Source organism: Citricoccus sp. K5 (genome assembly GCF_902506195.1).
Lineage (GTDB): Bacteria > Actinomycetota > Actinomycetes > Actinomycetales > Micrococcaceae > Citricoccus.
In genome coordinates this window covers 3,365,308-3,388,054 of the sequence record NZ_LR732817.1, presented here as the reverse complement: position 1 = coordinate 3,388,054, position 22,747 = coordinate 3,365,308, and the positions used below count along the sequence as shown (strand labels likewise).

Here is a 22,747-nt window from a genome sequence, read left to right as displayed (position 1 = left end):
GACCAATCGGCTCATTCCTCCCCGGCCACACCGGGTTCCACGTCCCGCACGATGGCCAGCGCGAAGCCGTCCCAGCCCTTGCCGCTGACGGTCTGCAGGGCCGTGCCGTCCAACCGCGGGTCATCCCCCTGCCGCTGCAGGTAGGCGCGGATCCCGGCCACGTCTTCGGCATCGGCGCCGGCACCGGAGGCATCCAGCACCCGGCCGCCGCGGACCACGTTGTCCCCGATGATCACGGTGCCGGGTCGGGAGAGTTTCAGGGCAGCATCGAGGTAGTTGGCGTTGTTGGTCTTGTCCGCGTCAATGAAGACCACGTCAAAGGGGCCCGCACCGGAGTCGATGAGCTCCTGCACGGTGCCGAGCGCCGCCCCGACGCGGATCTGAACCCGGTCTCCCAGTCCCGCGGCGTCCAGATTCGCCCGGGCCACCTCGGCATGCCGCGGTTCGAATTCCAGCGTGATGACCGTGCCCCCGGGCCCGACGGCGCCCGCGAACCATTGCGTCGAATACCCGCCAAGGGTGCCGAACTCCAGCACGGACCGAGCCCCGGCCAGTTCGGCGATCAGGCCCATCAACTTGCCCTGACCGGCGGGCACCTCGATCGCCGGCAGCCCGGCCTCGTGGGTGACGGCACGGGTCCGTTCGGACGCCGCATCCGGGCGGATCGCGGTCTCCACGAGGTAGTCGTCAACGGCGCTCCACTGCTCACGTGAGGTCATGCGCCCAGACTAGGGGCCGATTCAACGGGGAGACAGGGCGGGCTTCACGCTCGGACCTACTCGCTCAGCGAGATCACATCAGGCGGCGGACGCTGGTATCATGGACGACGGCCCCTCACGTGGTGTCATCTCGCTGAACTCCCCCAGGACCGGAAGGTAGCAAGGGTAAGTGGGCTCTGGCAGGTGCGTGGGGGGTCTTTAATTTCCCTCCAGTTCCCCACCTTTCCCGCCGCTGTGTGACCACCAGCCGCGCCACCTTCCCGGAGGTACCGTGCCCGCAGGCCGCTACGCCCCCAGCCCGTCCGGCGCGCTGCATCTGGGCAACCTCCGCACCGCGATCCTGGCCTGGCTGTATGCCCGTCATTCGGACCGGACGTTCCTCCTCCGCATCGAGGATCTGGACCGGGTCCGCTCCGGCGCAGAGGCCCAGCAGATCGCCGATCTGGCGGCCATCGGCATCACCTGGGACGCCGAACCAGTCCGTCAGTCCGAGCGCATCCACCTCTACGAGAACGCTCTCACCGCACTGGGCGGGGCGGATGCCCTCGAAAACGGCCTCGTCTACGAGTGCTACTGCTCGCGCAAGGACATCGCCGAGGCCACGAGCGCCCCGCACCTCGCGCCCCGGCGAGCACCTGACACCTCACATCCCGAGCAGCATTCCACCCCCGGCCCCGCCCCGCAGCCGCCCGCGAAGGCCTCCGTCGGAACAGGCCCCGGCGGCGTTGCGGCCCTCCTCCTGCCACCCGGCTCCTATCCCGGGACCTGCCGGAACCTCACCGAATCGGAACGCAAGCGCCGCCGCGCCGAACGGCCCGCGGCTTTGAGGATCAACGCCGCCCGCGCCGCCGGGCTGCCGGACGGCCAGGCCCCGGTCCACCGCATCACGGACCGGCTGAACGGGACGGTGGAGGCCGCCGTCGACGATTTCGTGCTGCGCCGCAATGACGGGGCGTATGCCTACAACCTGGCGGTCGTCGTCGATGACCTGGCCCAAGGGGTCGACCAAGTGGTGCGGGGGGACGACCTGCTCTCCTCCACGCCGCGGCAGGACTGGCTGGCCCGGCTGCTGGCCGGGCGCACGGACCGCCCCGCGCCGGAGACCGAGTACGTGCACGTCCCCCTGGTGCTGAATGCCGCCGGTCAGCGCCTGGCGAAACGGGACGGCGCCGTGACGCTGGCGGACCTGGCGGCCCTGCCGGCCAGCTCCGCACACGGAGGCCAAGTGTCCGACGGCGGCTGGTCGCCTGGACGCGTCAGGGACCTGTTGCTGGACTCACTTGGCCTGCCGGCCGGCTCCCTGGACCGGGCCCTGACGCACTTCGATCCGGACGCGGTACCGGGCTCGCCCTGGACTCCGCCGCTGCCTCCTCCACAGACCCCCGCCGGCCCTGCGGGGACCCCCGAAGAGAAGATAAGGTTCCATAGGTGACTACCGCCCTGTACCGCCGCTACCGTCCCGACTCCTTCGAGGACATCATTGGCCAGGAGCACGTCACCGTGCCGCTGATGACCGCCCTGTCCAAGGACCGGGTCAACCATGCCTATCTCTTCTCCGGGCCGCGCGGCTGCGGCAAGACGACCTCGGCCCGCGTCCTCGCACGCTGCCTGAACTGTGCCGAGGGTCCCACCGGTCGTCCGTGCGGGGTCTGCGATTCCTGCCGCGAGCTGTCCACCGGCGGCCCCGGCTCCCTGGACGTCATCGAGATCGACGCTGCTTCGCACGGCGGCGTGGACGATGCCCGTGACCTGCGCGAACGCGCCACCTTCGCCCCCGTTCGGGACCGCTACAAGATCTTCATCATCGATGAGGCCCACATGGTCACCTCGGCGGGCTTCAACGCCCTGCTGAAGATCGTGGAGGAGCCACCGCCCCACATCAAGTTCATCTTCGCCACCACGGAGCCGGACAAGGTGATCGGCACCGTCCGCTCCCGCACGCACCACTACCCGTTCCGCCTGGTGCCGCCGGAACCGCTCATGGAGTACCTCGAGCGGCTGTGCGTGCAGGAGAACATGGAGGTGGAGCCGGGCGTGCTGTCCCTGGTGGTCCGCTCCGGCGGCGGCTCCGTGCGTGACACCCTGTCCGTGCTCGATCAGCTCATGGCCGGGGCCGCCCAGGGTGCCATCGGCTATGACCTGGCCGTGAACCTGCTCGGCTACACCCCGGACGCCCTGCTGGACGACGTGGTCGATGCCGTGGCCGCCGCCGACTCCCAGACCGTCTTCCGCGTGGTCGACCGCGTGGTGCAGTCCGGCCAGGATCCCCGCCGCTTCGTGGAGGACCTGCTGGAGCGCTTCCGGGACCTGATCATCGTCAAGGCCATGCCGGACTCGGCCTCGGCCGTGCTGCACGGCATGCCCGAGGACCAGGTCCGCCGCCTCGAGTCGCAGTCGGCACAGCTCGGACATGGCGAGATCTCCCGCGCCGCGGACATCACCAACCAGGCGCTCACCGAGATGGTCGGCGCCACGAGCCCGCGGTTGCACCTCGAGCTGCTCATGGCCCGGCTGATGCTGCCCACCACGGATGCCACCGAGCGCGGCCTGGCCGCCCGCCTGGACCGGATCGAACGGCGGCTCGCCTATGGCGGTGCCCCGGATTCCGGTGAGAACCCCGCAGCGCACGACGCCGGCCCCGCCGCTCCCGGTCGCCCCGCACCTTCCGCGCCGGTCACCTCTGGTGCAGCCCGGACTGCGTCCGCGGGAGCGAACGCCGGCTACTCCACCGACAGTCACCAGCAGGCTTCGCAGGGTGCTCCGGCCGGTGGAGCTGGCGCGTCGGGCCTGTCCGGTGCGGCCCTGGCCCGGGCCGCGATGAAACGTGGCGAGACCTCCGATCAGTCGGCCCCCGCGGCCCAGGACGTCCATGCGCCGTGCGCCGAGCAACAAGATGAGCGGCGTGCTGAGCAGCACGTCGATCAGCGGGGTGGGCAGCAGGTCGAGCAGCGGGGTGGGCAGCAGGGTGAGCAGGACGTCGAGCAGCGCAACGCCCCGGCCGCCGATGAGTCCGCAGGGACCCACGCCGGCCCGCCGTCCATGCCTGCCGCCGAGACTCCGGACCGCTCGGCAGCGCCGCCGGCAGCAGGGTCCACTCCGGCAGCACCGCCGGCCACTCCTACCACGCAAGGCGGTTCCGCCTCGCAGGTGGAGATGATCCGCCGGGCGTGGCCCGAGATCCTCGGTTACCTGGAGGAGCACTCACGGCTCGTCTGGATGCTGGTCTCCCAGAACGCCTCGGTGGCGGGTTTCGACGGTCAGCTGCTGACCATCGGCTTCTCCGGCGACGGCCCCCGGGACACCGTCCAGCGGCGCGGTGGCGACCAGGTCATCTCCGAGGCGGTCCACTCGGTCCTCGGGATCCAGCCGCAGCTGGATCTCATCACCGGAGGATCCGCGCCAGCGGGTGGTTCCAGCCCAAAAGCTGAGGGCCGCCCCGCACTGGCGGCCCCGCAACCGGACGCACCGCGGCCCGATTCCGCACCCGCACCTGAAGAACCAGCATCTGCCGCGGTGATCGGCGGCGAGCCCTCCGCCGAACCCGCTGCGGATCCTGGACCACAGGGCGGCGTCGTGGCGCCGACCCCGCCCGACGCTCAGGTGACGGCCGAGACCTCGACCGCTCAGGCCCAGGCGGCTCATGCCAAGGATGAGCCCGGCAATGTCCCTGACGCCGTGGTTGATGCGCAGGTCGGCGCGAGTAGCGATGCCCATGTCGATGCCCCTGTTGAAGCGGATGTGGACGCCGGCAGCGAGGCCAACGCCGACGATGAGAGCTCCCTCGATCCCGTCGAGGAAGCCGCCACCGGACCCGGGAACCCCTCCGAGCCGGAGGACTTGGCCGCCGACGACGTTCCGGTCTCCGACTGGGATGGTTCCGGCGGACCCTACCCGTCCGACGATGTCCCGCCGCCCCCTTATGACGACGAGCCCGAGCCAGAGGACGACGGCGGCTATGCACGCCAGTGGGGCGAGGATCCCACCCCGGCCCCAGTTCCGGCTCCTATGCCAGCTCCGGCTCCGGCTCCGTTGCAGGCTCCGACTCCGGCGCCCGTTGCGAGTGGCATCCCGCGGCCCGAACCCACTGCGGCTCCGATCCCCCGTCCCACGCCCACCGCTGCTCCGATCCCTCGTCCGGAGCCCGGCTTCGGCGGCATCCCGTCGTTCGCCAAGCCGGAGGCCGAGATGATGGCCGCGCGTGAGGCCACGCCGGTCAGCGCACCGGCGCCTGCTGCGGAGACTCCCCACCACCGGCGGTCCAGCCGCTTCCAGCAGATGATGGAGGAGTACAACCAGTCCCAGGGCGGTGCATCCGCCGCGGGAACCGCAGGGGGAGGCGCTGGCGGGCCCGGAGCCCCCGGGGTGGCGGGGCCGGCGTCGGAAACTTCTGACGGCGGCGGCGGTGCGACCGGGAACGGAGCACCGGGGTCCGTAAACTGGAGCGACGAGGTTCCCAGCGAGGACGACATCACCATTGAGGAATCCGGCATCGCCGGACGCAAGGTGGTCGAGCGACTGCTGGGCGGCCGCTTCATCGAGGAGCGCATGCTGGACGGGAGTCCCCTGTCCTGACGCGTCTGAACCGACGCTCCTGGCCCCGCAGGAACCCTCCCTTCCGGCTCATCGGCCGGTCCAGCAACGCAGAAAGTGGTCGGTAGCGTGTACGAAGGTGCGGTCCAGGACCTGATCGACGAGCTCGGACGGCTGCCCGGCATCGGGCCGAAGTCTGCCCAACGCATCGCCTTCCACGTCCTGGAGGCCGATGCGGAGGACATGATGCGGCTGGCCGACGCGATCCGCACGGTCAAGGACAAGGTCAAGCACTGCAGCATCTGCTTCAACGTCTCTGAACAGGAGACGTGCTCCATCTGCCGTGACGAACGGCGGGACCGTGCCCAGATCTGCGTGGTGGAGGAGTCCAAGGACGTCATGGCGATCGAGCGGACCCGCACCTTCCGCGGCCGGTACCACGTGCTCGGCGGCTCCATCAATCCGATCGCGGGCATCGGCCCGGACCAGCTTCACATCCGCGAGCTGTTGACCCGGTTACAGGATGCCGAGATCGAGGAGGTCATCCTCGCGACCGATCCGAACCTCGAGGGCGAGGCGACCGCCACCTACCTGGCCCGGATGCTCGGCTCGACGGGTCTGAAGGTCACGCGCCTGGCCTCCGGACTACCGGTGGGCGGAGACCTCGAATACGCCGACGAGGTCACCCTCGGGCGGGCCTTCGAGGGCCGGCGCAACGTCGCCGGCTGACTCCGTACCCCTGGACAGCGCAGGGATCAGGGCAGGCGATTGAAGGAGAAATGTGAGCCGTCGGCCTCGCCGGAGACGGTGCTGAAGGGCTCCTGCAGACGTCCGAGCAGGCGGTCCACCGTCTGCTGGAAGTGGCCCTCCAGGGTCTCCGACGCGGCCTGACCGTCGCCGCCAGAGAGCTGGCGCAGCAGCGTGCGGTGGACGTCGAGGATGTCCGTGCGCACCACATAGCCGTCGGCATGCGAGAGCGCTGCGACGCGCGTCTGGATGATCAGCGTGGAGGCGAAGGACATCAGCCGCAGGTTGCCGGTGGCCTCGACCAGACCGTAGTGCAGATCCAGGTCCGCATCCCCGATCCGGCGGGCATCAGAGCCGTCCTCGAGCGCAGAGGCCAGTGCGGCCAGCAGGTCCTCGGCCGAGGCGATGTGCCGACGCCGCTCTTCGGGATCCAGTGCGGCGATCTGACGCACGGCCGCGCTCTCGATCGCGAGCCGGGCCTGGTAGAGATCCTCGACCTGGTCCGCGCCGACGGTCACCACGCGCAGGCCTGCCCCCGGACGGGCCACGAGCAAGCCCTCCTGGACCAGTCGCTGGGCCGATTCCCGCAGGGGTCCGCGGCTGACCCCGAGTTGGGAGGCCACCTCGGCCTCGCGGACGGAGGACCCCGGCATCAGGGTGCCCCCATAGATCGCGTTGCGCAGTTCCACGGCGATCAGGTCGACCGTCGAGGGACGGCGCACCGTGTTGACCAAGGGCCTGGTGACCGGTCCGTTCCGGCGGGCCGAACCCCGGTCCTGGGTCTGGTTCATGTGGCGGTTCCTTTCGACGCAACCACGATCATTCCATGCGACGAACCCTGATCATTCCACGCGAATCGTTACATTGTCGACATTCTTCAGGTCGACGATCCAATGGTGGCCCCGTTCACATTCTGCTAACGTCGGCCCCAGGTTGCCAGCGATTTCCGTGGCGCCGGCCACAGTGCGGGGCGATCCCCGACCCTCCTGTGACCGCTTCCGCGCATCGCCCAGACCACGACGCACCGCACCCAAGCACCGTCACGATTCGCACCACCGGCCCTCCCGCCGGCAGCCCGGGAGGTCCGGACAGCTGAGGAGCACGCCATGACCATCCAGCACCTGACCACCATGACCTCTCCCACCGGCACGTCCCGCAGGCGCCGGATCCTGCAGGGCGCCGGCCTGGTTGCCGCCTCGGCTTTGATGCTCACGGCCTGCGGCGGGGGTGACGGCGGTGCTGAGGGCGGCTCAGAGGGCGGCGAGGGCACCACCGCAGCCGCGGGCAACACCCTCGAGCGACTCCAGGAAGAAGGCACCATCACCGTCGGCATCGCCGGCGAGGTCCCCTACTCCTACCTCGATGGCGGCGAACCCGCCGGGGCCACCGTGGCCATGCACGAGAAGATCTTCGCGGACATGGGCATCGAGAACGTCGAGGCCGAACTGGTGGAGTGGAACTCCCTGATTCCGGGCCTGAACGCCGGCCGCTTCGATGCCGTCTCAGCGGGCATGTCCATCCTCCCGGACCGTTGCGCGCAGGCCGCCTTCTCCGATCCGGAGATCATGTACACCACCACCCTGATGGTGGCCGAGGGCAATCCGCTGGGCCTGACCGACCTGGACTCGGTCAAGGAGAAGATGGACGCCGGCGAGCGCGTGAACCTGGCCGTGCTGGCCGGCGGCATCGAGGCCGGCTACGCCGAGTCCCTCGGTCTGGACGTCCAGTCCGTCCCGGACGCCCAGACCGGCATGGACACCGTGGCCAACGGCCGCGCGGACGCCTTCGCCATGACCGCGATCTCGCTGAACACCCTCGCTGAGGAGAACCCGGATGCCGGTGTGGAGACCACCGACGCCTTCGTCCAGGTGATCGACGACGTGGAGCAGATCGGCGCCGGCGGCACCGTGTTCCGCCAGGATGACACCGAGTTGCTGGAGGCGTACAACGAGGCGCTGGGCTCCGTCACCGAGTCCGAGGAGACCTACCTCGAGGTGGTGGGTGACTACGGCTTCACCGCCGAGAACCTCCCCCCGGAGGACCTGACCACCGAACAGCTGTGCGCAGGCGAACTGGGCTGATAGTCGGTGCTTGACAACCTCCACGCCACAGCGGAGGCCTGGCCGCTCCTGGCACAGGGACTGTGGGTGACCATCCAGCTCACCGTCATGGGCTCGGCACTGTCCCTCGTCCTCGCAGTTGTCCTGGGATTGATGGCCGGGGCCTCCAACAAGGCCCTGGCCATCCCCGGCCGGATCATCATCGAGTTCTTCCGCGGAACCTCTTTGGTGGTCCAGCTGTTCTTCATCTTCTTCGTGCTGCCCCAGCTCGGGGTGGAGCTGCCCGGCATGGTCGTGGGCGTACTCGCCTTGGGACTGAACTACGGGGCCTACTCCGCCGAGGTGGTGCGCGGCTCCATCGCCTCGGTGCCGCGCGGACAGTGGGAAGCCACCACCGCCTTGTCCATGTCTCCGGTCCACCGGATGCGGCGGGTGATCTTCCCGCAGGCCTGGGCCCTGATGATCCCGTCCCTGGCCAGCCTGATGGTCCACCTGCTCAAGGGCACGGCCATCGTCAGCGTCATCCTCCTGCGGGACTTCACGTTCTACCTGGACCAGCTCACCCGGCAGACTGACACGTTCTGGGCCTACGCCGCCGTCGGGCTGGTGGGGTACTTCCTCCTCGCCCTGATCCTGACGCTCTTCATGAATGCGTTGGAGGCCCGCGCCAAGCATCGGCTGGGCCGGGGCCCGTCCCTGCGTGAGGTCCTCTCACCCACGCCCACCAACAAGAACTCACTGTCCACGGCGGGAGGTGGAGTCTGATGCAGAACCAGAACTCCGCATGGGACTGGGACATCGCCTTCCGCGCCCTGCCGGACATCCTCGAGGGATTCCTGACCGTCACTCTGTTGGTCACGGTGGTCTCCACCCTGATCGCGGCCGTCCTCGGCCTGGTCTGGGCCATGATCATCCGACTGGCTCCGCAGCCGATCTCCGGGATCGTCAAGTGGATCGTCAGTTTCATCCGGATGACCCCGATCGTCGTGCAGCTGCTGTTCGCCTACTACACGTTCCTGATGTTCGATGCGATCACCATCGGGATCGTGGTGTTCGGCATCCACTACTCGACGTACATGTCCGAGGTGTACCGCGCCGGCATCGATGCCGTGCCGAAGGGCCAGTGGGAGGCCACCACGGCACTGTCCATGTCCACGCGACGCACCTGGACCGCCGTCGTGATCCCCCAGGCCCTGCGCGCCACCGTGCCGGCCCTGGGCAACTACGCCATCTCCATGTTCAAGGACACGCCGTTCCTGCTGGTGATCGGTGTGGTGGAGATGGTCAACGCCGCCCAGATCTTCGGTGGCAACAACTTCCGCTACGTGGAGGCCATCACGCTGGCCGGCATCATCTTCCTGCTGGCCAGCTACCCCACATCCGTCCTCGTCCGCCGATTGGAGAAGCGACTTGCCTACGCCTACTGACCCCGGTGCCACCGCCCCCGGTGACCGCGCCGGTGGTGCCACTGCGGCTGCCGCCGACCACGCCACAAGGGGCGCCGCCCCCATCATCGAGTTCCGGGACGTGGAGAAGCGCTTCGGTGACAACGTGGTGCTCAAGGACCTGAACTTCCACGTCAACAAGGGTGAGCGGGTAACCCTGATCGGTCCGTCCGGCTCCGGCAAGACCACCATCCTGCGGCTGGTCATGACCCTGGAGGAGGCCACGGACGGGATGATCCTCATCGACGGGCACCCCCTGACCCACCGCATCGACGGTGGCAAGCGGGTCCGGCTGTCCAACAAGGAGATCAAGAAGACCCGCACTCGGATCGGCATGGTGTTCCAGCAGTTCAACCTGTTCCCGAACATGACCGTGCTGGAGAACATCACCGAGTCCCCCATCCACGTGCTGGGCCAGTCCAAGGACGAGGCCCGGGCCAAGGCCAAGGACCTGCTGCACAAGGTCGGGTTGGATGACAAGGCGGACGCCCACCCATCGTCCCTGTCCGGCGGTCAGCAGCAGCGCGTGGCCATCGCCCGCGCACTGGCGATGGACCCGGAGATCCTGTTGCTGGACGAGGTGACCTCCGCGCTGGATCCGGAGATCGTGGACGAGGTGCTCGGCATCCTGCGGAACATCGCGGACACCACGGACATCACCATGCTGATCGTCACCCACGAGATGCAGTTCGCCCGGGACGTCTCGGACCGGGTGCTGATGTTCGACGGCGGCGCGATCGTGGAGGACGCCGAACCGAACACCATGTTCACAGCGCCGACCCATGACCGCACGAAGAAGTTCCTTCGTGCAGTCCTCGGCGAGGGGCAGATCGGCACCCGCTGACGACGCCGGCCGGTCACGCCACGCGGGTCCCGCGCGGCAGGCGGGCGGCCGGGGCCACCAGCCGCTGGCGGCCCCACGCGAACAGGGCAGCGGCCACGGCGACCTGGATGCCCAGTCCGAGCGGCCAGACCGGGGTGCCCTCGGAGTCCTCTCCCGGGCCTTGGTCCATCAGCTGGCCGTTGGCACACTCCACGTTCGTCTCCGGCGGCTGCTGCAGGTAGCGCACCCCGGTGGAGATCGAGGTCATGATGCCATCGGGAGCCCAGGTCTCGGGGTCGTCAGGATCATACGGCGGCTTCTCCGGATGCGGCACGGCGTCCGCCACCACCACGAACGGGTTGGCGGCCAGCATCCAATAGGTGGACCGGGTGTCCAGGGTCTCCTGGGGGACCATCGGCCCGGCGCACCGCAGTGGTCCCCACTCCGCAGCGTCGTACTCGGTCTCCTCGTCGACGAGCGGCTGCTCGTCCGGGTACACGGCCTGGTTGGCCGGCACGGTGGTCATGGTCAACGGGGCCGTCAGGGCGAAGCCGATCAGCGTGCCGAGGGAGAACAGGGCCACCAGCAGGTAGGTGGCCACCACCGCGAACAGGGTCCTGGTGACGATGGCGGAGACCGCGGTGCCGAGGGCGCAGATCACCCCGAGCTCCACGGCCACCATCAGGACGAAGACCACGAGCCCCGGGACGTCCAGCCCGCCCAGCACCACGGCCAGGACGATATACGGCAGGGCGGCCACGAGGAAGCCGAGCGCGGCGATCCAGGAGGCCAGCCATTTGCCGGTGAGCAGCTGGCCCGGGGTGGCCAGGGTGACCTGGACGATCGCCAGGGTGCCACCGGCCCGGTCCCCGCTGACGGTGCTCGCGGACATGGCCGGGGCCACCAGCAGCCCGAAGAACAGCACGAAGCCGACCACGGCCTCGAACACGAAGCGGCCCGGGCCGAAGAACAGGTCATCGCCGGCCAGCGTGTTGTAGCTGGCCACCGAACCCCAGGTGACCAGGCCGATGACCACGAACCAGACGGCCAGCATGACGTACCAGCTCCGGGTGCGCAGCCGCTGGCGCAGCTCCATCTGGATGACGTTGCCGAGGGCCGCGCCCCAGCCGAGCCGACCCTCCGATCGGACGGTCGGCTCCTGCGGCTTGGTGTCCATCGTCATCACTGGATCCCCCTTCCGTCCGGGCGCAGGCCCGGCCGTGGTGCGGCACCGGCCCGGCCTGCGTCGGGCTCGGGGAGCGGCACCGGCCCCTCCGCCGGGCGGCGGCGGTCCAGTTCGAGGTAGGCGGCCTCCAGGCGCGAGGTGCCGGGGGTGAAGGACAGGACCCGGACGCCGTCACCCACGAGGGTGGCGAGCATGTCAGCGGCCTCGCTGGCCGAGGCCACCTCCACGCTGACCGAGTCGCGGCGCTTGCCCTCGGTGCGGTAGGCGATGGAGTAGTGCTCCAGGGCCGCGTGCAGGGGCGCCGGGTCGAGAGCGGTGATGAGGTAGCGGCCTCCGGCGGCGCCCTCCTGGCTGAGGTCCTCGACCCGGACGGTGGCTCCGGCCTGGATGAAGACGGCCAGGTCCGCCATCTCGTCGAGCTCGGAGAGCACGTGGGAGGAGACCAGGATGGTCTTGCCGGCGGCAGCCATCTGCTTGAGGTCGTCCCGGAGCCGGATCCGGGAGCCCGGGTCCAGGCCGGAGGCGGGCTCGTCCAGCAGCAGCACCTGGGGATCGTGGAGGGTGGCGCGGGCCAGGGACAGCCGTTGCTGCTGTCCGCGGGAGAGCACCCGGGCCGGCTGGTCCGCCAGCGTGGACAGCTCCTGCCACTCCAGCAGCTCCGCCGCGCGGGACCGCACCCGGTCCCGGTCCATCCCGTAGAACCGGCCCATGGTCACGAGGATCTCGCGGGCCGTCAGCGATTCCCACACCCCGAGCGTGTCCGGCATCCAGCCGGTGTTCCGTCGGACCGCGGCCGGGTGGACCAAGGGGTCGAAGCCGGCGATCGTGACGGAGCCGGCGTCGGGCTTCAGCAGGGAGGCCAGCACCAGCAAGAGGGTGGTCTTTCCCGAGCCGTTGGGACCCACCAGCGCCGTGATGGCCCCGGCCGGCGCCGTGAGGTCCACGCCCTGCAGGGCCTTGACGGAGCCGAAGCTGCGCGTCACCGAGTCCACGGTGATGCCCGGCGCCGCGTCCGGGGACGCAGGGACCGAGGCCTCGCCGGAGTCGTCGGTTCGGGTGTCGGTAGTCATGGGCCCATCGTGCGGCACGGCCCATCCCACGGCAAGGACGGGCAGGCGGGATGGATTCCGGAGCACGCGCGCAGAGCAGCCGGCCGCCACCACGGCGTTACCATTCCGTGACGTCAGCGGTCACAGGTGGGGCCCGAACGCCGCCTCCACCTAGACTGAACACCAGTCCCTTTGCCAGTCCGCTGACAGCGGTACGTCAACCCACTCTGAGGTCCTTGCATGAGTCTGATCGTCCAGAAGTACGGCGGATCCTCCGTCGCCGATGCCGAAGGGATCCTCCGCGTTGCCAGACGCGTGGTGGAGACCCAACAGGCCGGCCACCAGGTGGTGGTAGTGGTTTCCGCGATGGGTGACACCACCGATGAGCTGCTGGACCTCTCCGAGCAGATCAACGGGGAGCCACCAGCCCGCGAGATGGACATACTGCTCTCCGCCGGCGAGCGCATCTCCATGTCCCTGCTGGCCATGGGCATCCACTCCCAGGGCGCCACCGCCCAGTCCTTCACGGGCTCACAGGCTGGGATGTTCACGGACAACCTGCACGGGGACGCCCGGATCATCGACGTCTCCCCCGACCGCGTGAAGGACGCCGTGGATGCCGGCGACATCGCGATCGTGGCCGGATTCCAGGGCATGAGCCGCGAGTCCCGGGACATCACCACCATGGGCCGCGGCGGCTCGGACACCACGGCCGTGGCGCTGGCCGCCGCCCTGAACGCGGACGTCTGCGAGATCTACTCGGACGTGGACGGCGTCTACACCGCTGACCCGCGCGTGGTCCCCTCGGCGCGGAAGATCGACGAGATCTCGTCCGAAGACATGCTGGAGATGGCCGCGGCCGGCTCCAAGATCCTGCACCTGCGCTGCGTGGAGTACGCCCGCCGCTTCGGCGTGCTGCTGCACGTGCGCTCCTCCTTCTCCCACAACGAAGGCACCTGGGTGCGTCCCAATCCTGACGACACCATCAAACTTGAGGAAGGCGAACCCATGGAACAGCCGATCGTTGCCGGCGTGGCCCACGACCGCTCCGAGGCCAAGGTCACCGTCTACGGCGTCCCGGACTTCCCGGGCAAGGCCGCTGAGGTGTTCAACGTGGTCGCCACGGCCGGCGTGAACATCGACATGATCGTGCAGAACGTCCCCCGCGTGGAGACCGGACGCACGGACATCTCCTTCACCCTGCCGATCACCGACGGCAAGACGGCCATGGAGGCCCTGGACGCCGCCCGGGAGGAGATCGGCTTCGAGGACGCCATCCTCAACCCGCACGTCGGCAAGCTCTCCGTGATCGGCGGCGGCATGCGCTCCAACCCGGGCGTCTCCGCCACGTTCTTCGACGCCCTGAAGCAGGCCGGCGTGAACATCGAGATGATCACCACCTCGGAGATCCGGATCTCCATCATCACCCGCGAGGACATGCTGGACACCGCCGTGCGCGCCGTCCACCAGGCCTTCGGCCTTGATGCAGACGAGGAAGCCACCGTCTACGGCGGCACCGGCCGCTGAGCCGGCGGTAGAGGCGGCCGCCGAGTCGGCCCCTGGAACCCACCACACACCAAGCCCGACGCCGGCCGCGCATCTCGCGCGGCCGGCGTCGGGCTTCGTGCCTGTTGTCGTGCTGGTGCTTTTAGGGAGCTCTGCGGGCCAACCCCACCAGCGGGGATGGCCCGCAGAGCGGGTGTGGGACGGCGACTGGGTCAGTCGCCGATCACCCCATCGGTGCGGAACATCAACTCTGCGACCTCACCGCGGGTGATGGGCTGGTCGGGGCGGAACGAGCCGTCTAGGTAGCCCCGGGAGATACCGTGGGAGGCCATCCAGGTGATCGCATCGTAAGCGGCATCAGACTCCGGCACGTCGGTGAAGCCGGCATCCTCACCGCCTAACTCCTTCTCCTCCAGTGACCGGTACACGAACGAGGCGAACTCGGCGCGGCTCACCTGGCGGTCCGGCTTGAACGTCCCGTCCTGGTAGCCCACGGAGATCTCGTTGACCTGGGCCCAGGAGATGGGCTCGTAGAACGTGTGGTCCACCGGAACATCCGGGAAGGTCTCCCCGTCGGGGGTGAAGTCCTGGTCTGCATAGCGGTACACGAACGCCACCGATTCACCGCGGTTGATGTCTCGGTCCTTGCCGTAGCTGCCGTCGCTGTACCCCTCGGTGATCGCCGCGCACTGCATCCATCGCACGGAGTCGTAGAAGCGAGATTCCGGAGCGTTGTCCGTGAAGTTCTCGGCCTCGCAGTCGGCCGGGCCCCCTCCCACGGTCACGGTGACCGAGGTCCGGGTGCCGGGCGCCCACTCGACGGCACCCTTCCAGGTGCCCGGAGTCAGACCCTGCCACTCGACGGCGACCGGCTCGGTCTGACCGTTCTCCACGGCCAGCGGGTCCGGGGTGATGGTCAGGTTGCCGGAATCGCCCTCAAGGACCACGGTCTCCATGGTGCCGGGGACCGAGGCACCGCCCGGTGAAGAGTACAGGTTCGAGACTGCGTGGTACTCGCCCGGGACCGGATCCGTCAGGACCAGTTCCTCGGAACCGGAGGCGGTGGCCTCCTGGATGACTTCGCCCTCCGGAGTGATGACGAACAAGTCCCAATCGGACTGTTCGTCTCCCGCGTTGAGCGACCATGTCACCGAGGTGGCCCCTTCGGGGACCACGGTCTCCGTGACATGGTTGGAGGCGTTGTCCTGACCGAGCAACGCTCCAGGAACCTTGGAGAACTCCTCTACCTTGGCCAGGCCCAGGCCTTCGATCTCTGGCTCGAGGGCACCGGTGATGCCGGACTCGAGCTCGGTCTCGGCAGCGCCGGACGCGCCTTCACCGGCGATGGCATCCTCCGCCAGGACGTCCACTGCACGCACGGTCACCGGGGAGGTGACGGCGGCGGCCCCCGGACGGGTCCAGGTGAAGGACCCGTGGGCCCACTCGTCCGCGGCGGCGTCCGTGCGGGTCAACGTGATCTCCACCGGCTGAGACTCGCCGGCCTCCAGAGACAGGGTGGACGGCTCGGCCGTCACCTCGTAGCCGGGCACGGAGCCGCTGGCGGCCCAGGTCCCGGTCTCGGTGGCCGTAACGGTGCGGGTCACGGTGGCCGAACCCAGCAGGTCGTTCACCGCGATCGATGCCACGTTGATGTCCCGGCCAGTGGTCTCACCCAGGATGAGGGCGTCCCACTGGCGGGCGTCGGCCTCGTAGACCAACCCCGGCTCCACCATCGCGACCGGGTCGGCGGAGCCGGCACCGGTGGCGAAGTTGTCCGCGCTGGCCGAGCCATCGGCATTGAGGACGTCACCGGCAGTGGTCATCATGGCCGACTTGATGGCCATAGGGGACCAGTCCGGCTTCTCCGCGCTCATGAGTGCGGCCATGCCGGCCAGGTTCGGGGCGGCCATGGAGGTTCCGGACATCAGCCCGTAGGAGTCGCCGTTGTACGCCGGGTCCAACGGAGAGACGCCGGCCAGGACGTTGACGCCCGGGGCGGCGATGTCCGGCTTGAGCAGCTCGGAGTCCACCGCGGTGGACGGGCCGCGCGAGGAGAACCCGGCGATCTGGGGCACAGGGACCGGGGCCAGGCCTGTGGTGTCACCGACCACGAGGGTCGCCGTCTGGTCAGTGGCGGCCACCAGCTCCTTGATGGACTCGTCCGAGGTGTGCACGGTGGGCACCGCATGGAGGTCAGCATCCTCGGAGCCGCCGCCGATGTTCACCAGGACCATGCCGACACCGCCGGCCTGGGCGACGGCGACCGATTTGGCCGCACGGTCAACCACGCCACGGTCACAGACCACGATCTTGCCGGCAGCAGTGGCCGGGTCCAGGGATCCGGGTGCGCACAGCTGGACGTCACCGGTCGACTGGCCGGCGAGTTCGACCTCGCTGGCCAGGACGATCTCCGCCGGCCCCACACCCTCGGGCATGGAGGAGACCCCGCGGAACTTTGCACCGTCCGGGAACTCCACGGTGCCGGACAGTTCATTGGAGAACGTCGAGGCGGCCACGGAGGTCAGCCAGGGAGCTGAATGGTTGACGGTCTGAGCGATGGGCCCGGAGTTGCCGGCGGAGGCCGAGACGAAGATCCCGGCCTCGGCGGCTGACTTGAAGGCCAGAGAGACGGGATCCACCACGGAGTTGTTCGATCCGGAGATCGAATAGTTCAGCACGTCGACGCCGTCGATGATGGCCTGCTCGATGGCCGCCACCGAGGCGGTGCCATAGCACCCGCCCGTCGCCGGGTCCGTGTCCTCCCAGCAGACCTTGTAGACGGAGACGGCTGCCTGCGGCGCCACGCCGGAGCCCTCACCGTAGGAGTTGCCGCCATTGAAGACCTGGTCAACACCGTTGTTGCCCGCCGCCGTGGTGGCGGTGTGGGTGCCGTGCGAGGAGATGTCGAGAGGGGACAGCCGCTCCCGGGGATCGCGCTGATCCGCGGGGACGAAGGCTTCGAAGTCCTCGGAGAAGTAGCGGGCGGAGAGCACCTTGGAGTTGCACTCCTCGCCGGAGAAGTCCTCCCCCGCCTCGCAGTCTCCGCGGAAGGTGGTGCCGTCGGCCTTGAGCATGGCAATCCGGCCAGCGGAGTCAAGGTACGGTTCACCGACCTGGGGTTCACCGGAGAGTGCCGGGACGGGTTCCCCGGCGAGCATCTCCTGCTCGGGGTAGTAGCCGGTGTCGATGACACCGACCACGACGCCCTTGCCGGCGACGTCCAGCCCGCCGTACTGGTTGTTCCAGGCACCTTGTGGCCCGGGCAGGCCCAGGAACTCGGTGGACGAGTAGTCCGGGGCGTATTCCTCCACCTCGGAGACGGCCAGGACGCGGTCGTCCTTGGACAGTTCGCGCGCCTGCTCGGCGGTGAGATCGGAGACGAAGGCGTTGAGTGCCGTGGTGAAGTGCTTGTCGACGGACAGCGAAGCCGACGAGGCGACCTCCAACTGGCCCGCAGTGAGGTGCCGATCGTACTTCTGGACTGCTGCGGATTCCACCTCGAAAGTGCCGTCCGTGGCGGCAGTGGCCGGGAACCCGTCCGTGCCGCCCTGGTAGGTGGCCACCGGATCCTCCTTGAGGATCACGAAGTAGCGGCCGTCCTTGTACTCCGCGCCAGCCTGCAGCGCCTGGTCGATCGAGGGATACGAGCCGCCGCCGGACGGAGCCGCGACGGCCGGCATGGCCGCGAGCGGCGTGGCCAGCAGGCCGATCCCCGCCAATGTGGCGGTCAGCGCCCGGCGTCGCCGAGCTGTTTTGGGGTTCCTGGACATGAACCTCGCCTTTCCTCACCAAGGTGCGAGCCGGGCACGGGTGTGCCCGGCGAGTGATCTCCGTGGTTGCTGCATGAGGCTACCGCGATGTTCGGCCGAGACGAGCACGAGTCGGTGCGGAAGCCATTGTGAGAGCGGCGCGAGTGATGCGAACCACAGAGGTGGGATGACGGCAACTTACCCGAGCGGCACGACCAACGGAAGTCCTGAAACAGACCTTTTACACGCGGATGCCTCACCTCTTGCCCGGCCAGCCGCCTCACCTGCGCGGATCCGCCGGGAACCGTACGCTGGTGGGGTGCCAGCTTCCCTCCCCGCCCGCTCCGCCGACCCGTTGACCGCTGGTGGGCTCCGGGTGCTGTCCGTGGAGCAGTGGCAGGCCACCGCCACGGCCCACCGCCAGCGCATCGCGGCCTACACGGCGCCCCTGAAGGACCTGCATTCCCGCGGTGTACGGCACCCGGTCCACGACTTCCTGTTCTCCTACTATTCGCTCACCCCGGGCGCCCTCGAACGCTGGCACCCGGGGGCCGGCGTTGTGCTGGCTGCGCCGGCCCGGCCTCACGACGACGGCCACGCGGCACCCACGGGCGGGCCAGGATCCGGGGGCGGAGGGAAGTTCTACCGGTGGGTGGAGCCCTGCCCCGGGCTTCCCGACGGCGGTTGGACCGTGGATGTGCCCGCGTTCGCCGCACGCCGGGCCGCGATGATCGAGTTCGCCGGGCGCATCCTCGGCCTGACGGCGCAAAGGCCGGCCCGGCTGGCCTGCTTCGGCCTGCACGAATGGGCCATGGCCTACCGATCCGAGGTCCACGGAATCCGCCACTCCACCGTGCCGCTGCGACTGGGCCCGGATGGCACGAACCGGGTGGTCGAGGACAACCGGATCGCCTGCTCGCACTTCGACGCCTTCCGCTTCTACGCTCCCGAGGCGGTGGAACTGAATGAGCTGCAGCCCACGCGCGAGACGCAGGCGGACCTGGAACAGCCCGGGTGTCTGCACGCCAACATGGATGTCTACAAGTGGGCCTACAAGCTGATGCCGGCGGTCAGCTCGGACCTGGTGGCGGACTGCTTCGAGCTCGCCTGGCGCATCCGGACCATGGACATGCGGGCATCCCCCTACGAACTGACCGACTGGGGGCTGGAGCCGATCCGGATCGAGACCGCCGAGGGCCGTGCCGAGTATGTGCGCCTGCAGCGGGGGTTCGCCGCGGAGGCCAATGTGCTGCGCGGCCGGCTGCTGGCGGAACTGGACACCGTGAGGGTCCTGGCCGCGGAGACGAGGACACCATGATCGGCGCCCTGCTCGCCCTCGGATGCTGGCTGCTGTACCGGAAAATGTGGCGGACCGAGCCACGCCGGCTGCGCACCGCCGTCGTGCTGTTGGTGGGGGCATGGTTCGCATGGGGTGCCGTGGTGGAGGTCATCGGATACTTCTCCCCCCAGGTGCAGGCGCTGATCGGCCTGGTGCTCCTGGCGTTGCCGTTCTCCGTTCTGGTGCTGGCCGGATTCCTCATCCGCAACGGTTTCCAGATGGTAGGGCGAGAGGGCCGGAGTCTGGGCAACCTGCTCTCGCTGCTGGCCGGATTCGCCCTGCTGGCGCTGCCCGTGGCAGCGTTCCTCTTGGTCGCGACGCTGCATCCCGTGGGCATCGGGGCGGCGGCGTTTGCCTTCTTCGCCTCCGCCCAGGTTGGGCTGTCCTTCGTGACATTCCTGGTGTTCACGGTCGTGTACGCCCGGCGGGAGCCGCGCCCGGGGGCGGACGCCGTGGTGGTGTTGGGATCCGGCCTCATCGACGGGAACGTGACCCCACTGCTCGCCTCCCGCCTGGACCGGGGACGGCAGGCCTGGCAGGCCCAGCTGGCACCGTCCCCCTCGAGCACACCGGCCGCCGGGACGGCACCGGAATTGTCCATGGCAGCACCCGGCCGTGGGGTGCCCCTCATCCCGTCCGGCGGCCAGGGTCCGGACGAGCCGCGCCCGGAGGCGGTCGCCATGGCCGCCTATCTCGTGGACCACGGTGTGCCGCCGGAGCTGGTCCTGCCGGAGGAGCGCTCAAGCACCACGGAGGAGAACCTGCGACTCTCGAGGGAGATCGCCGACGGCGCGTTACCCCAGGGCGCCAGCCCCGGACACCTGCTGGTGGCCACGAACGAGTATCACGCGCCGCGGGCGGCCCTGCTCTCCCGGCGGATCGGCGTGGACGCGGACGTGGTGGGCGGCAGCACGGCCGGCTACTACGTCCCCAGCGCCTACCTGCGCGAGTTCCTGGCCGTCATGGTGATGAACAAGCGCACCCAGATCCTGCTGGCCATCCCGGGGCTTCTGCTCTCGGCGGGACTCACCGCACTGTTGGTGATGTATCAACTCAACGCCGGGCCGTAGCGGTGTTCCGGCCTCCCTCGGGCCCCGTAGCGCAGCCCGAGGTTGATCTGGCCCGTCTGGGCCAGGTGGGAGAGGTACCGCTGGGCGGTGGCCCGAGAGATCCCCACGGCCTCCGCCACCTCCATCACAGTGAGATCCTCCGTAGCCGCGGCGACGGCCTCCAGCACGGACTGCTCGGTGGTGGAGGCGGCTGAGGCCGGAGCCTGCTCGGACTCCACCAGCAGCACCCGGCGGGCACGGTCGATCGCCACCTGGTCATGGGTGCCGCCCGCCAGCAATCGGCGGTACCGCGCATAGGCCCGCAGACGGTCCGCGAGCGCCTTCTCGGCGAAGGGCTTCACCAGGTAGGCCAGGGCCCCGCGCCGCAGGGCCGTCCGCACCGACTCGCCCTCCCCGGAGGCGCTGAGCACGAAGGCGTCCACGTCCAGGACGCTCAGCAGGTCCAGCCCGGACACGTGCGGCAGGTACAGGTCCAGCAGCACCAGGTCCGGCCGTGCCTCCGCCACGGTGCGGGCCACCACGCGAGCGTCATTCACGGGCGGCAGCGCCGTGAAGCCAGGCACCGCGTCCACGTAGGCGGCATGCATGGACGCCACCCGGAAGTCGTCGTCCACCACCAGGACCGTCAGGTCCGTGGAGTTCTCCGTCATCTCTCACCCTCCATCGATGTGCTCAGGACCCCGGGGATGCGCGCGCAGAACACCGCTCCTGAGTGCTCTGTTCCCGCCTCGTCCAGGCCCCCAGGGTCCGCCAGCCACACGTCCCCGCCCCGCTGGCGCGCCAGCCGACGGGCCAGGGACAGACCGACGCCGTGCCCGTGCGCCTCGTGCTCCCCGCCCTCTCGGGTGGTGGCGCCCGGGGCGAAGACGTCCAGGCCCGCCGGCACACCGTCGCCGGAGTCGGCCACCGCCAGGTGCAGGGTGTCCCCCTCCCCCAGCAGGTCGACCTCGACCCACGGGACGGCGTCACCCCGGTCATCAGCGCCGGCCGGGACCGCGTCGTGGCCCTCCGTCCCGTGCCCTTCCAGGGCCGCGCGCACGGCGTTGTCCACGAGGTTGCCGAGCACCGCCGTCGCATCCTGGGGATCCACCACGGTCTGCCAGAAGGACGTCTCCGGCCCCACCCGCAGTTCCACGCCGAGCTCGTGGGCCTGCACGCCCTTGGCGCCCACGAAGGCCCGTAGGAACGTGTCCTGCACGGCGTCGATCCGGGGCACCGGATCCTTCACGGGGCCGGACTCGATGACCTGGTGCAGGAACTCCCGGGCCGCCTCCAGCTGGCCAGCCGCCAACAGGCCGGACAGGGCGTGCAGTCGATTGGCGAACTCGTGCCGCTGGGCGCGCAGGGCCGAGGCCATGGTCTCCACGGCGTCCAACCGGCTGCCGAGCGCCTCCACCGCCGTGGTGTCCTTCAGCATGACCACCCCTCCCAGGTCCACGCCGTCCCGGTGCACGGGCACCACGGAGGCGATCATCGAGGATTCGCCCACGGCCAGCCGCAGGCCGGTGGCTGATGCCCCGGACTGCAGGGCTCCGGCCACCGCCTCCGTCAGCGTCCCCGGCAGGCCGGACTCGTCATAGCGGCGGCCCACCACGTCGCCCGGATCATCCCGGTGCGGCAGGCCCAACAGCATGCGGGCCGCCTTGTTGCGCACCGTGATGATCCCCTCCGGACTGACGCCGATCACCCCGTCCTGCACCCCGTAGAGCACGGCCGCCTGATCCCGCGCGGAGGCGGCGATCTCGTCCGGTTCCAGCCCCAGGGTCAGGCGCCGGAGCCGGCGCTTGAGGTACACGGCGGACAGCAGGGCGAGGCCGAGGCCCACCACCCCGACGACGGCCACGGACACCGCGGCCTGGCGCACGTCTGCGGCGACGGCGGCCACCCCCACGCCTACGCTGATCTCCCCCACCACGCGCTCTCCGTCGCCGGACCAGACGGGCACCTTGGCCCGCACCGATTCACCCAGGGTGCCGCGTTCGGTCGAGGTGTCCTCCACCCCGCGCAGCGCCACCGGATCGGTGCTGACCCGCTGGCCGATGAGGTCAGGATTGGGGTGGACCAGCCGCAGCCCGCGGTCCTCGGTGGCGATGACGAACAGGGCTCCGGTCCTCTCGCGCACCCCCTCGAGGGTGGCCTGCAGGGGGCCATCGGCGAGCTGCACCGGGTCCAGGGTCTCGAGCTCCGCCTGAGCGGCGACCAGCTCACGGACGTCCGGGATGGAGGCGACCGACCTGGCGATGCCGAGGGCCTGCTGTTCGGCCTGGTCGTGGATGCGCTGGGCCGTCAACCACACGATGGCCAGCAGGCAGATCACCAGCGTGCCGGCCACGGCGGCGAGCACCAGGGCCGTCATGCGCTCGGAGAAGGTTCCCCGAACGGGCCGCTGCGCATCCATGCCCGTCAGTCTAGGGTCCGGCGGCTCGCGGAAGACGCGGCGGATCGCTGTGAGCACAATGCACACAATGCGCCGAACGGGTTCTTCGCCCACTTGCGAGCACAACCACTTTCCGTGGTCCGGGTC

The 22,747-nt window shown here is 69.5% G+C and carries 17 protein-coding genes and 1 other RNA gene; 11 read left to right on the top strand and 7 right to left on the bottom strand.

What is annotated here, in order from left to right:
- Window positions 1–11: 11 nt before the first annotated feature.
- Entirely contained in the window at window positions 12–719 is a 708-nt protein-coding gene (locus BOSE125_RS15210; protein WP_159553894.1) for an O-methyltransferase, read from the bottom strand.
- 106 nt (window positions 720–825) lie between these two features.
- Here BOSE125_RS15210 and ffs point away from each other — a divergent pair.
- From ffs to recR, 4 genes are all read left to right on the top strand, one after another.
- Window positions 826–922, top strand: an RNA gene (gene ffs, locus BOSE125_RS15205) — signal recognition particle sRNA small type.
- A 68-nt stretch (window positions 923–990) separates the two neighbouring features.
- Window positions 991–2,151 carry a glutamate--tRNA ligase family protein gene (locus tag BOSE125_RS15200; protein WP_159553892.1) on the top strand — a complete coding sequence of 387 codons (1,161 nt, stop codon included), beginning with the start codon at window positions 991–993 and terminating at the stop codon, window positions 2,149–2,151.
- Window positions 2,148–5,291, top strand: coding sequence for a DNA polymerase III subunit gamma and tau (locus tag BOSE125_RS15195; RefSeq protein ID WP_159553890.1), 3,144 nt, complete (start codon window positions 2,148–2,150; stop codon window positions 5,289–5,291). The genes BOSE125_RS15200 and BOSE125_RS15195 overlap by 4 nt, the downstream gene beginning before the upstream one ends.
- 87 nt (window positions 5,292–5,378) lie before the next feature.
- Window positions 5,379–5,978, top strand: coding sequence for a recombination mediator RecR (recR, locus tag BOSE125_RS15190; protein ID WP_159553888.1), 600 nt, complete (start codon window positions 5,379–5,381; stop codon window positions 5,976–5,978).
- Window positions 5,979–6,004: 26 nt separating this feature from the next.
- Here the strand turns inward: recR and BOSE125_RS15185 are convergent, their stop codons facing one another.
- The gene (locus BOSE125_RS15185; protein ID WP_159553886.1) at window positions 6,005–6,787 is read right to left on the bottom strand and encodes a GntR family transcriptional regulator; all 783 of its coding nucleotides are present in this window, start codon (window positions 6,785–6,787) and stop codon (window positions 6,005–6,007) included.
- Between the two features lie 315 nt (window positions 6,788–7,102).
- On the opposite strand from BOSE125_RS15185, the gene ehuB reads away from it, so the two are divergent.
- From ehuB to BOSE125_RS15165, 4 genes are read left to right on the top strand one after another with little or no spacing between them, the layout of a single operon-like run.
- Entirely contained in the window at window positions 7,103–8,077 is a 975-nt protein-coding gene (gene ehuB, locus BOSE125_RS15180; RefSeq protein WP_236558058.1) for an ectoine/hydroxyectoine ABC transporter substrate-binding protein EhuB, read from the top strand.
- A 6-nt stretch (window positions 8,078–8,083) separates the two neighbouring features.
- On the top strand, window positions 8,084–8,821 hold the full coding sequence (locus BOSE125_RS15175) for an amino acid ABC transporter permease (RefSeq protein WP_159553884.1): 738 nt from the start codon (window positions 8,084–8,086) through the stop codon (window positions 8,819–8,821).
- Complete coding sequence (ehuD, locus tag BOSE125_RS15170; protein WP_159553882.1) at window positions 8,821–9,483, top strand: ectoine/hydroxyectoine ABC transporter permease subunit EhuD; 663 nt, start codon at window positions 8,821–8,823, stop codon at window positions 9,481–9,483. The genes BOSE125_RS15175 and ehuD overlap by 1 nt, the downstream gene beginning before the upstream one ends.
- Window positions 9,467–10,345 (top strand): amino acid ABC transporter ATP-binding protein, encoded by an 879-nt coding sequence (locus tag BOSE125_RS15165; protein ID WP_371300636.1) that lies wholly within the window; start codon window positions 9,467–9,469, stop codon window positions 10,343–10,345. Before ehuD ends, BOSE125_RS15165 begins: the two co-directional genes overlap by 17 nt.
- A gap of 13 nt (window positions 10,346–10,358) precedes the next feature.
- Here the strand turns inward: BOSE125_RS15165 and BOSE125_RS15160 are convergent, their stop codons facing one another.
- Together BOSE125_RS15160 and BOSE125_RS15155 are read right to left on the bottom strand one after the other, a co-directional pair.
- On the bottom strand, window positions 10,359–11,507 hold the full coding sequence (locus BOSE125_RS15160) for an ABC transporter permease (RefSeq protein WP_159553880.1): 1,149 nt from the start codon (window positions 11,505–11,507) through the stop codon (window positions 10,359–10,361).
- Entirely contained in the window at window positions 11,507–12,580 is a 1,074-nt protein-coding gene (locus BOSE125_RS15155; RefSeq protein ID WP_159553878.1) for an ABC transporter ATP-binding protein, read from the bottom strand. The genes BOSE125_RS15160 and BOSE125_RS15155 overlap by 1 nt, the downstream gene beginning before the upstream one ends.
- 219 nt (window positions 12,581–12,799) lie before the next feature.
- Between BOSE125_RS15155 and BOSE125_RS15150 the strand changes: the two genes are divergently transcribed.
- Window positions 12,800–14,086 (top strand): aspartate kinase, encoded by a 1,287-nt coding sequence (locus BOSE125_RS15150; RefSeq protein WP_159553876.1) that lies wholly within the window; start codon window positions 12,800–12,802, stop codon window positions 14,084–14,086.
- 191 nt (window positions 14,087–14,277) lie between these two features.
- On the opposite strand, the gene BOSE125_RS15145 is transcribed toward BOSE125_RS15150, so the two are convergent.
- A complete protein-coding gene (locus BOSE125_RS15145) occupies window positions 14,278–17,835 on the bottom strand; it encodes a S8 family serine peptidase (RefSeq protein ID WP_159553874.1) in 3,558 nt (1,185 codons plus the stop codon).
- Between the two features lie 298 nt (window positions 17,836–18,133).
- On the opposite strand from BOSE125_RS15145, the gene BOSE125_RS15140 reads away from it, so the two are divergent.
- Together BOSE125_RS15140 and BOSE125_RS15135 are read left to right on the top strand one after the other, a co-directional pair.
- Window positions 18,134–19,132 carry a 3-methyladenine DNA glycosylase gene (locus BOSE125_RS15140; protein WP_159553872.1) on the top strand — a complete coding sequence of 333 codons (999 nt, stop codon included), beginning with the start codon at window positions 18,134–18,136 and terminating at the stop codon, window positions 19,130–19,132.
- Window positions 19,129–20,223 carry a YdcF family protein gene (locus tag BOSE125_RS15135; protein ID WP_236558056.1) on the top strand — a complete coding sequence of 365 codons (1,095 nt, stop codon included), beginning with the start codon at window positions 19,129–19,131 and terminating at the stop codon, window positions 20,221–20,223. Before BOSE125_RS15140 ends, BOSE125_RS15135 begins: the two co-directional genes overlap by 4 nt.
- Here the strand turns inward: BOSE125_RS15135 and BOSE125_RS15130 are convergent.
- Both BOSE125_RS15130 and BOSE125_RS15125 read right to left on the bottom strand, forming a co-directional pair.
- Window positions 20,202–20,873 carry a response regulator gene (locus BOSE125_RS15130; RefSeq protein ID WP_159553870.1) on the bottom strand — a complete coding sequence of 224 codons (672 nt, stop codon included), beginning with the start codon at window positions 20,871–20,873 and terminating at the stop codon, window positions 20,202–20,204. The two genes, BOSE125_RS15135 and BOSE125_RS15130, sit on opposite strands and share 22 nt — an antisense overlap.
- A complete protein-coding gene (locus BOSE125_RS15125; protein ID WP_159553868.1) occupies window positions 20,870–22,621 on the bottom strand; it encodes an ATP-binding protein in 1,752 nt (583 codons plus the stop codon). The genes BOSE125_RS15130 and BOSE125_RS15125 overlap by 4 nt, the downstream gene beginning before the upstream one ends.
- Window positions 22,622–22,747 lie beyond the last annotated feature (126 nt).

Coding starts and splice junctions, on each gene's coding strand:
- BOSE125_RS15145 (WP_159553874.1), bottom strand. CDS start 17,835: ATGTCCAGGAACCCCAAAACAGCTCGGCGACGCCGGGCGCTGACCGCC.
- BOSE125_RS15125 (WP_159553868.1), bottom strand. CDS start 22,621: ATGGATGCGCAGCGGCCCGTTCGGGGAACCTTCTCCGAGCGCATGACG.
- BOSE125_RS15160 (WP_159553880.1), bottom strand. CDS start 11,507: ATGACGATGGACACCAAGCCGCAGGAGCCGACCGTCCGATCGGAGGGT.
- BOSE125_RS15185 (WP_159553886.1), bottom strand. CDS start 6,787: ATGAACCAGACCCAGGACCGGGGTTCGGCCCGCCGGAACGGACCGGTC.
- BOSE125_RS15135 (WP_236558056.1), top strand. CDS start 19,129: ATGATCGGCGCCCTGCTCGCCCTCGGATGCTGGCTGCTGTACCGGAAA.
- BOSE125_RS15130 (WP_159553870.1), bottom strand. CDS start 20,873: ATGACGGAGAACTCCACGGACCTGACGGTCCTGGTGGTGGACGACGAC.
- BOSE125_RS15155 (WP_159553878.1), bottom strand. CDS start 12,580: ATGACTACCGACACCCGAACCGACGACTCCGGCGAGGCCTCGGTCCCT.
- BOSE125_RS15210 (WP_159553894.1), bottom strand. CDS start 719: ATGACCTCACGTGAGCAGTGGAGCGCCGTTGACGACTACCTCGTGGAG.
- ehuD (WP_159553882.1), top strand. CDS start 8,821: ATGCAGAACCAGAACTCCGCATGGGACTGGGACATCGCCTTCCGCGCC.
- ehuB (WP_236558058.1), top strand. CDS start 7,103: ATGACCATCCAGCACCTGACCACCATGACCTCTCCCACCGGCACGTCC.
- BOSE125_RS15150 (WP_159553876.1), top strand. CDS start 12,800: ATGAGTCTGATCGTCCAGAAGTACGGCGGATCCTCCGTCGCCGATGCC.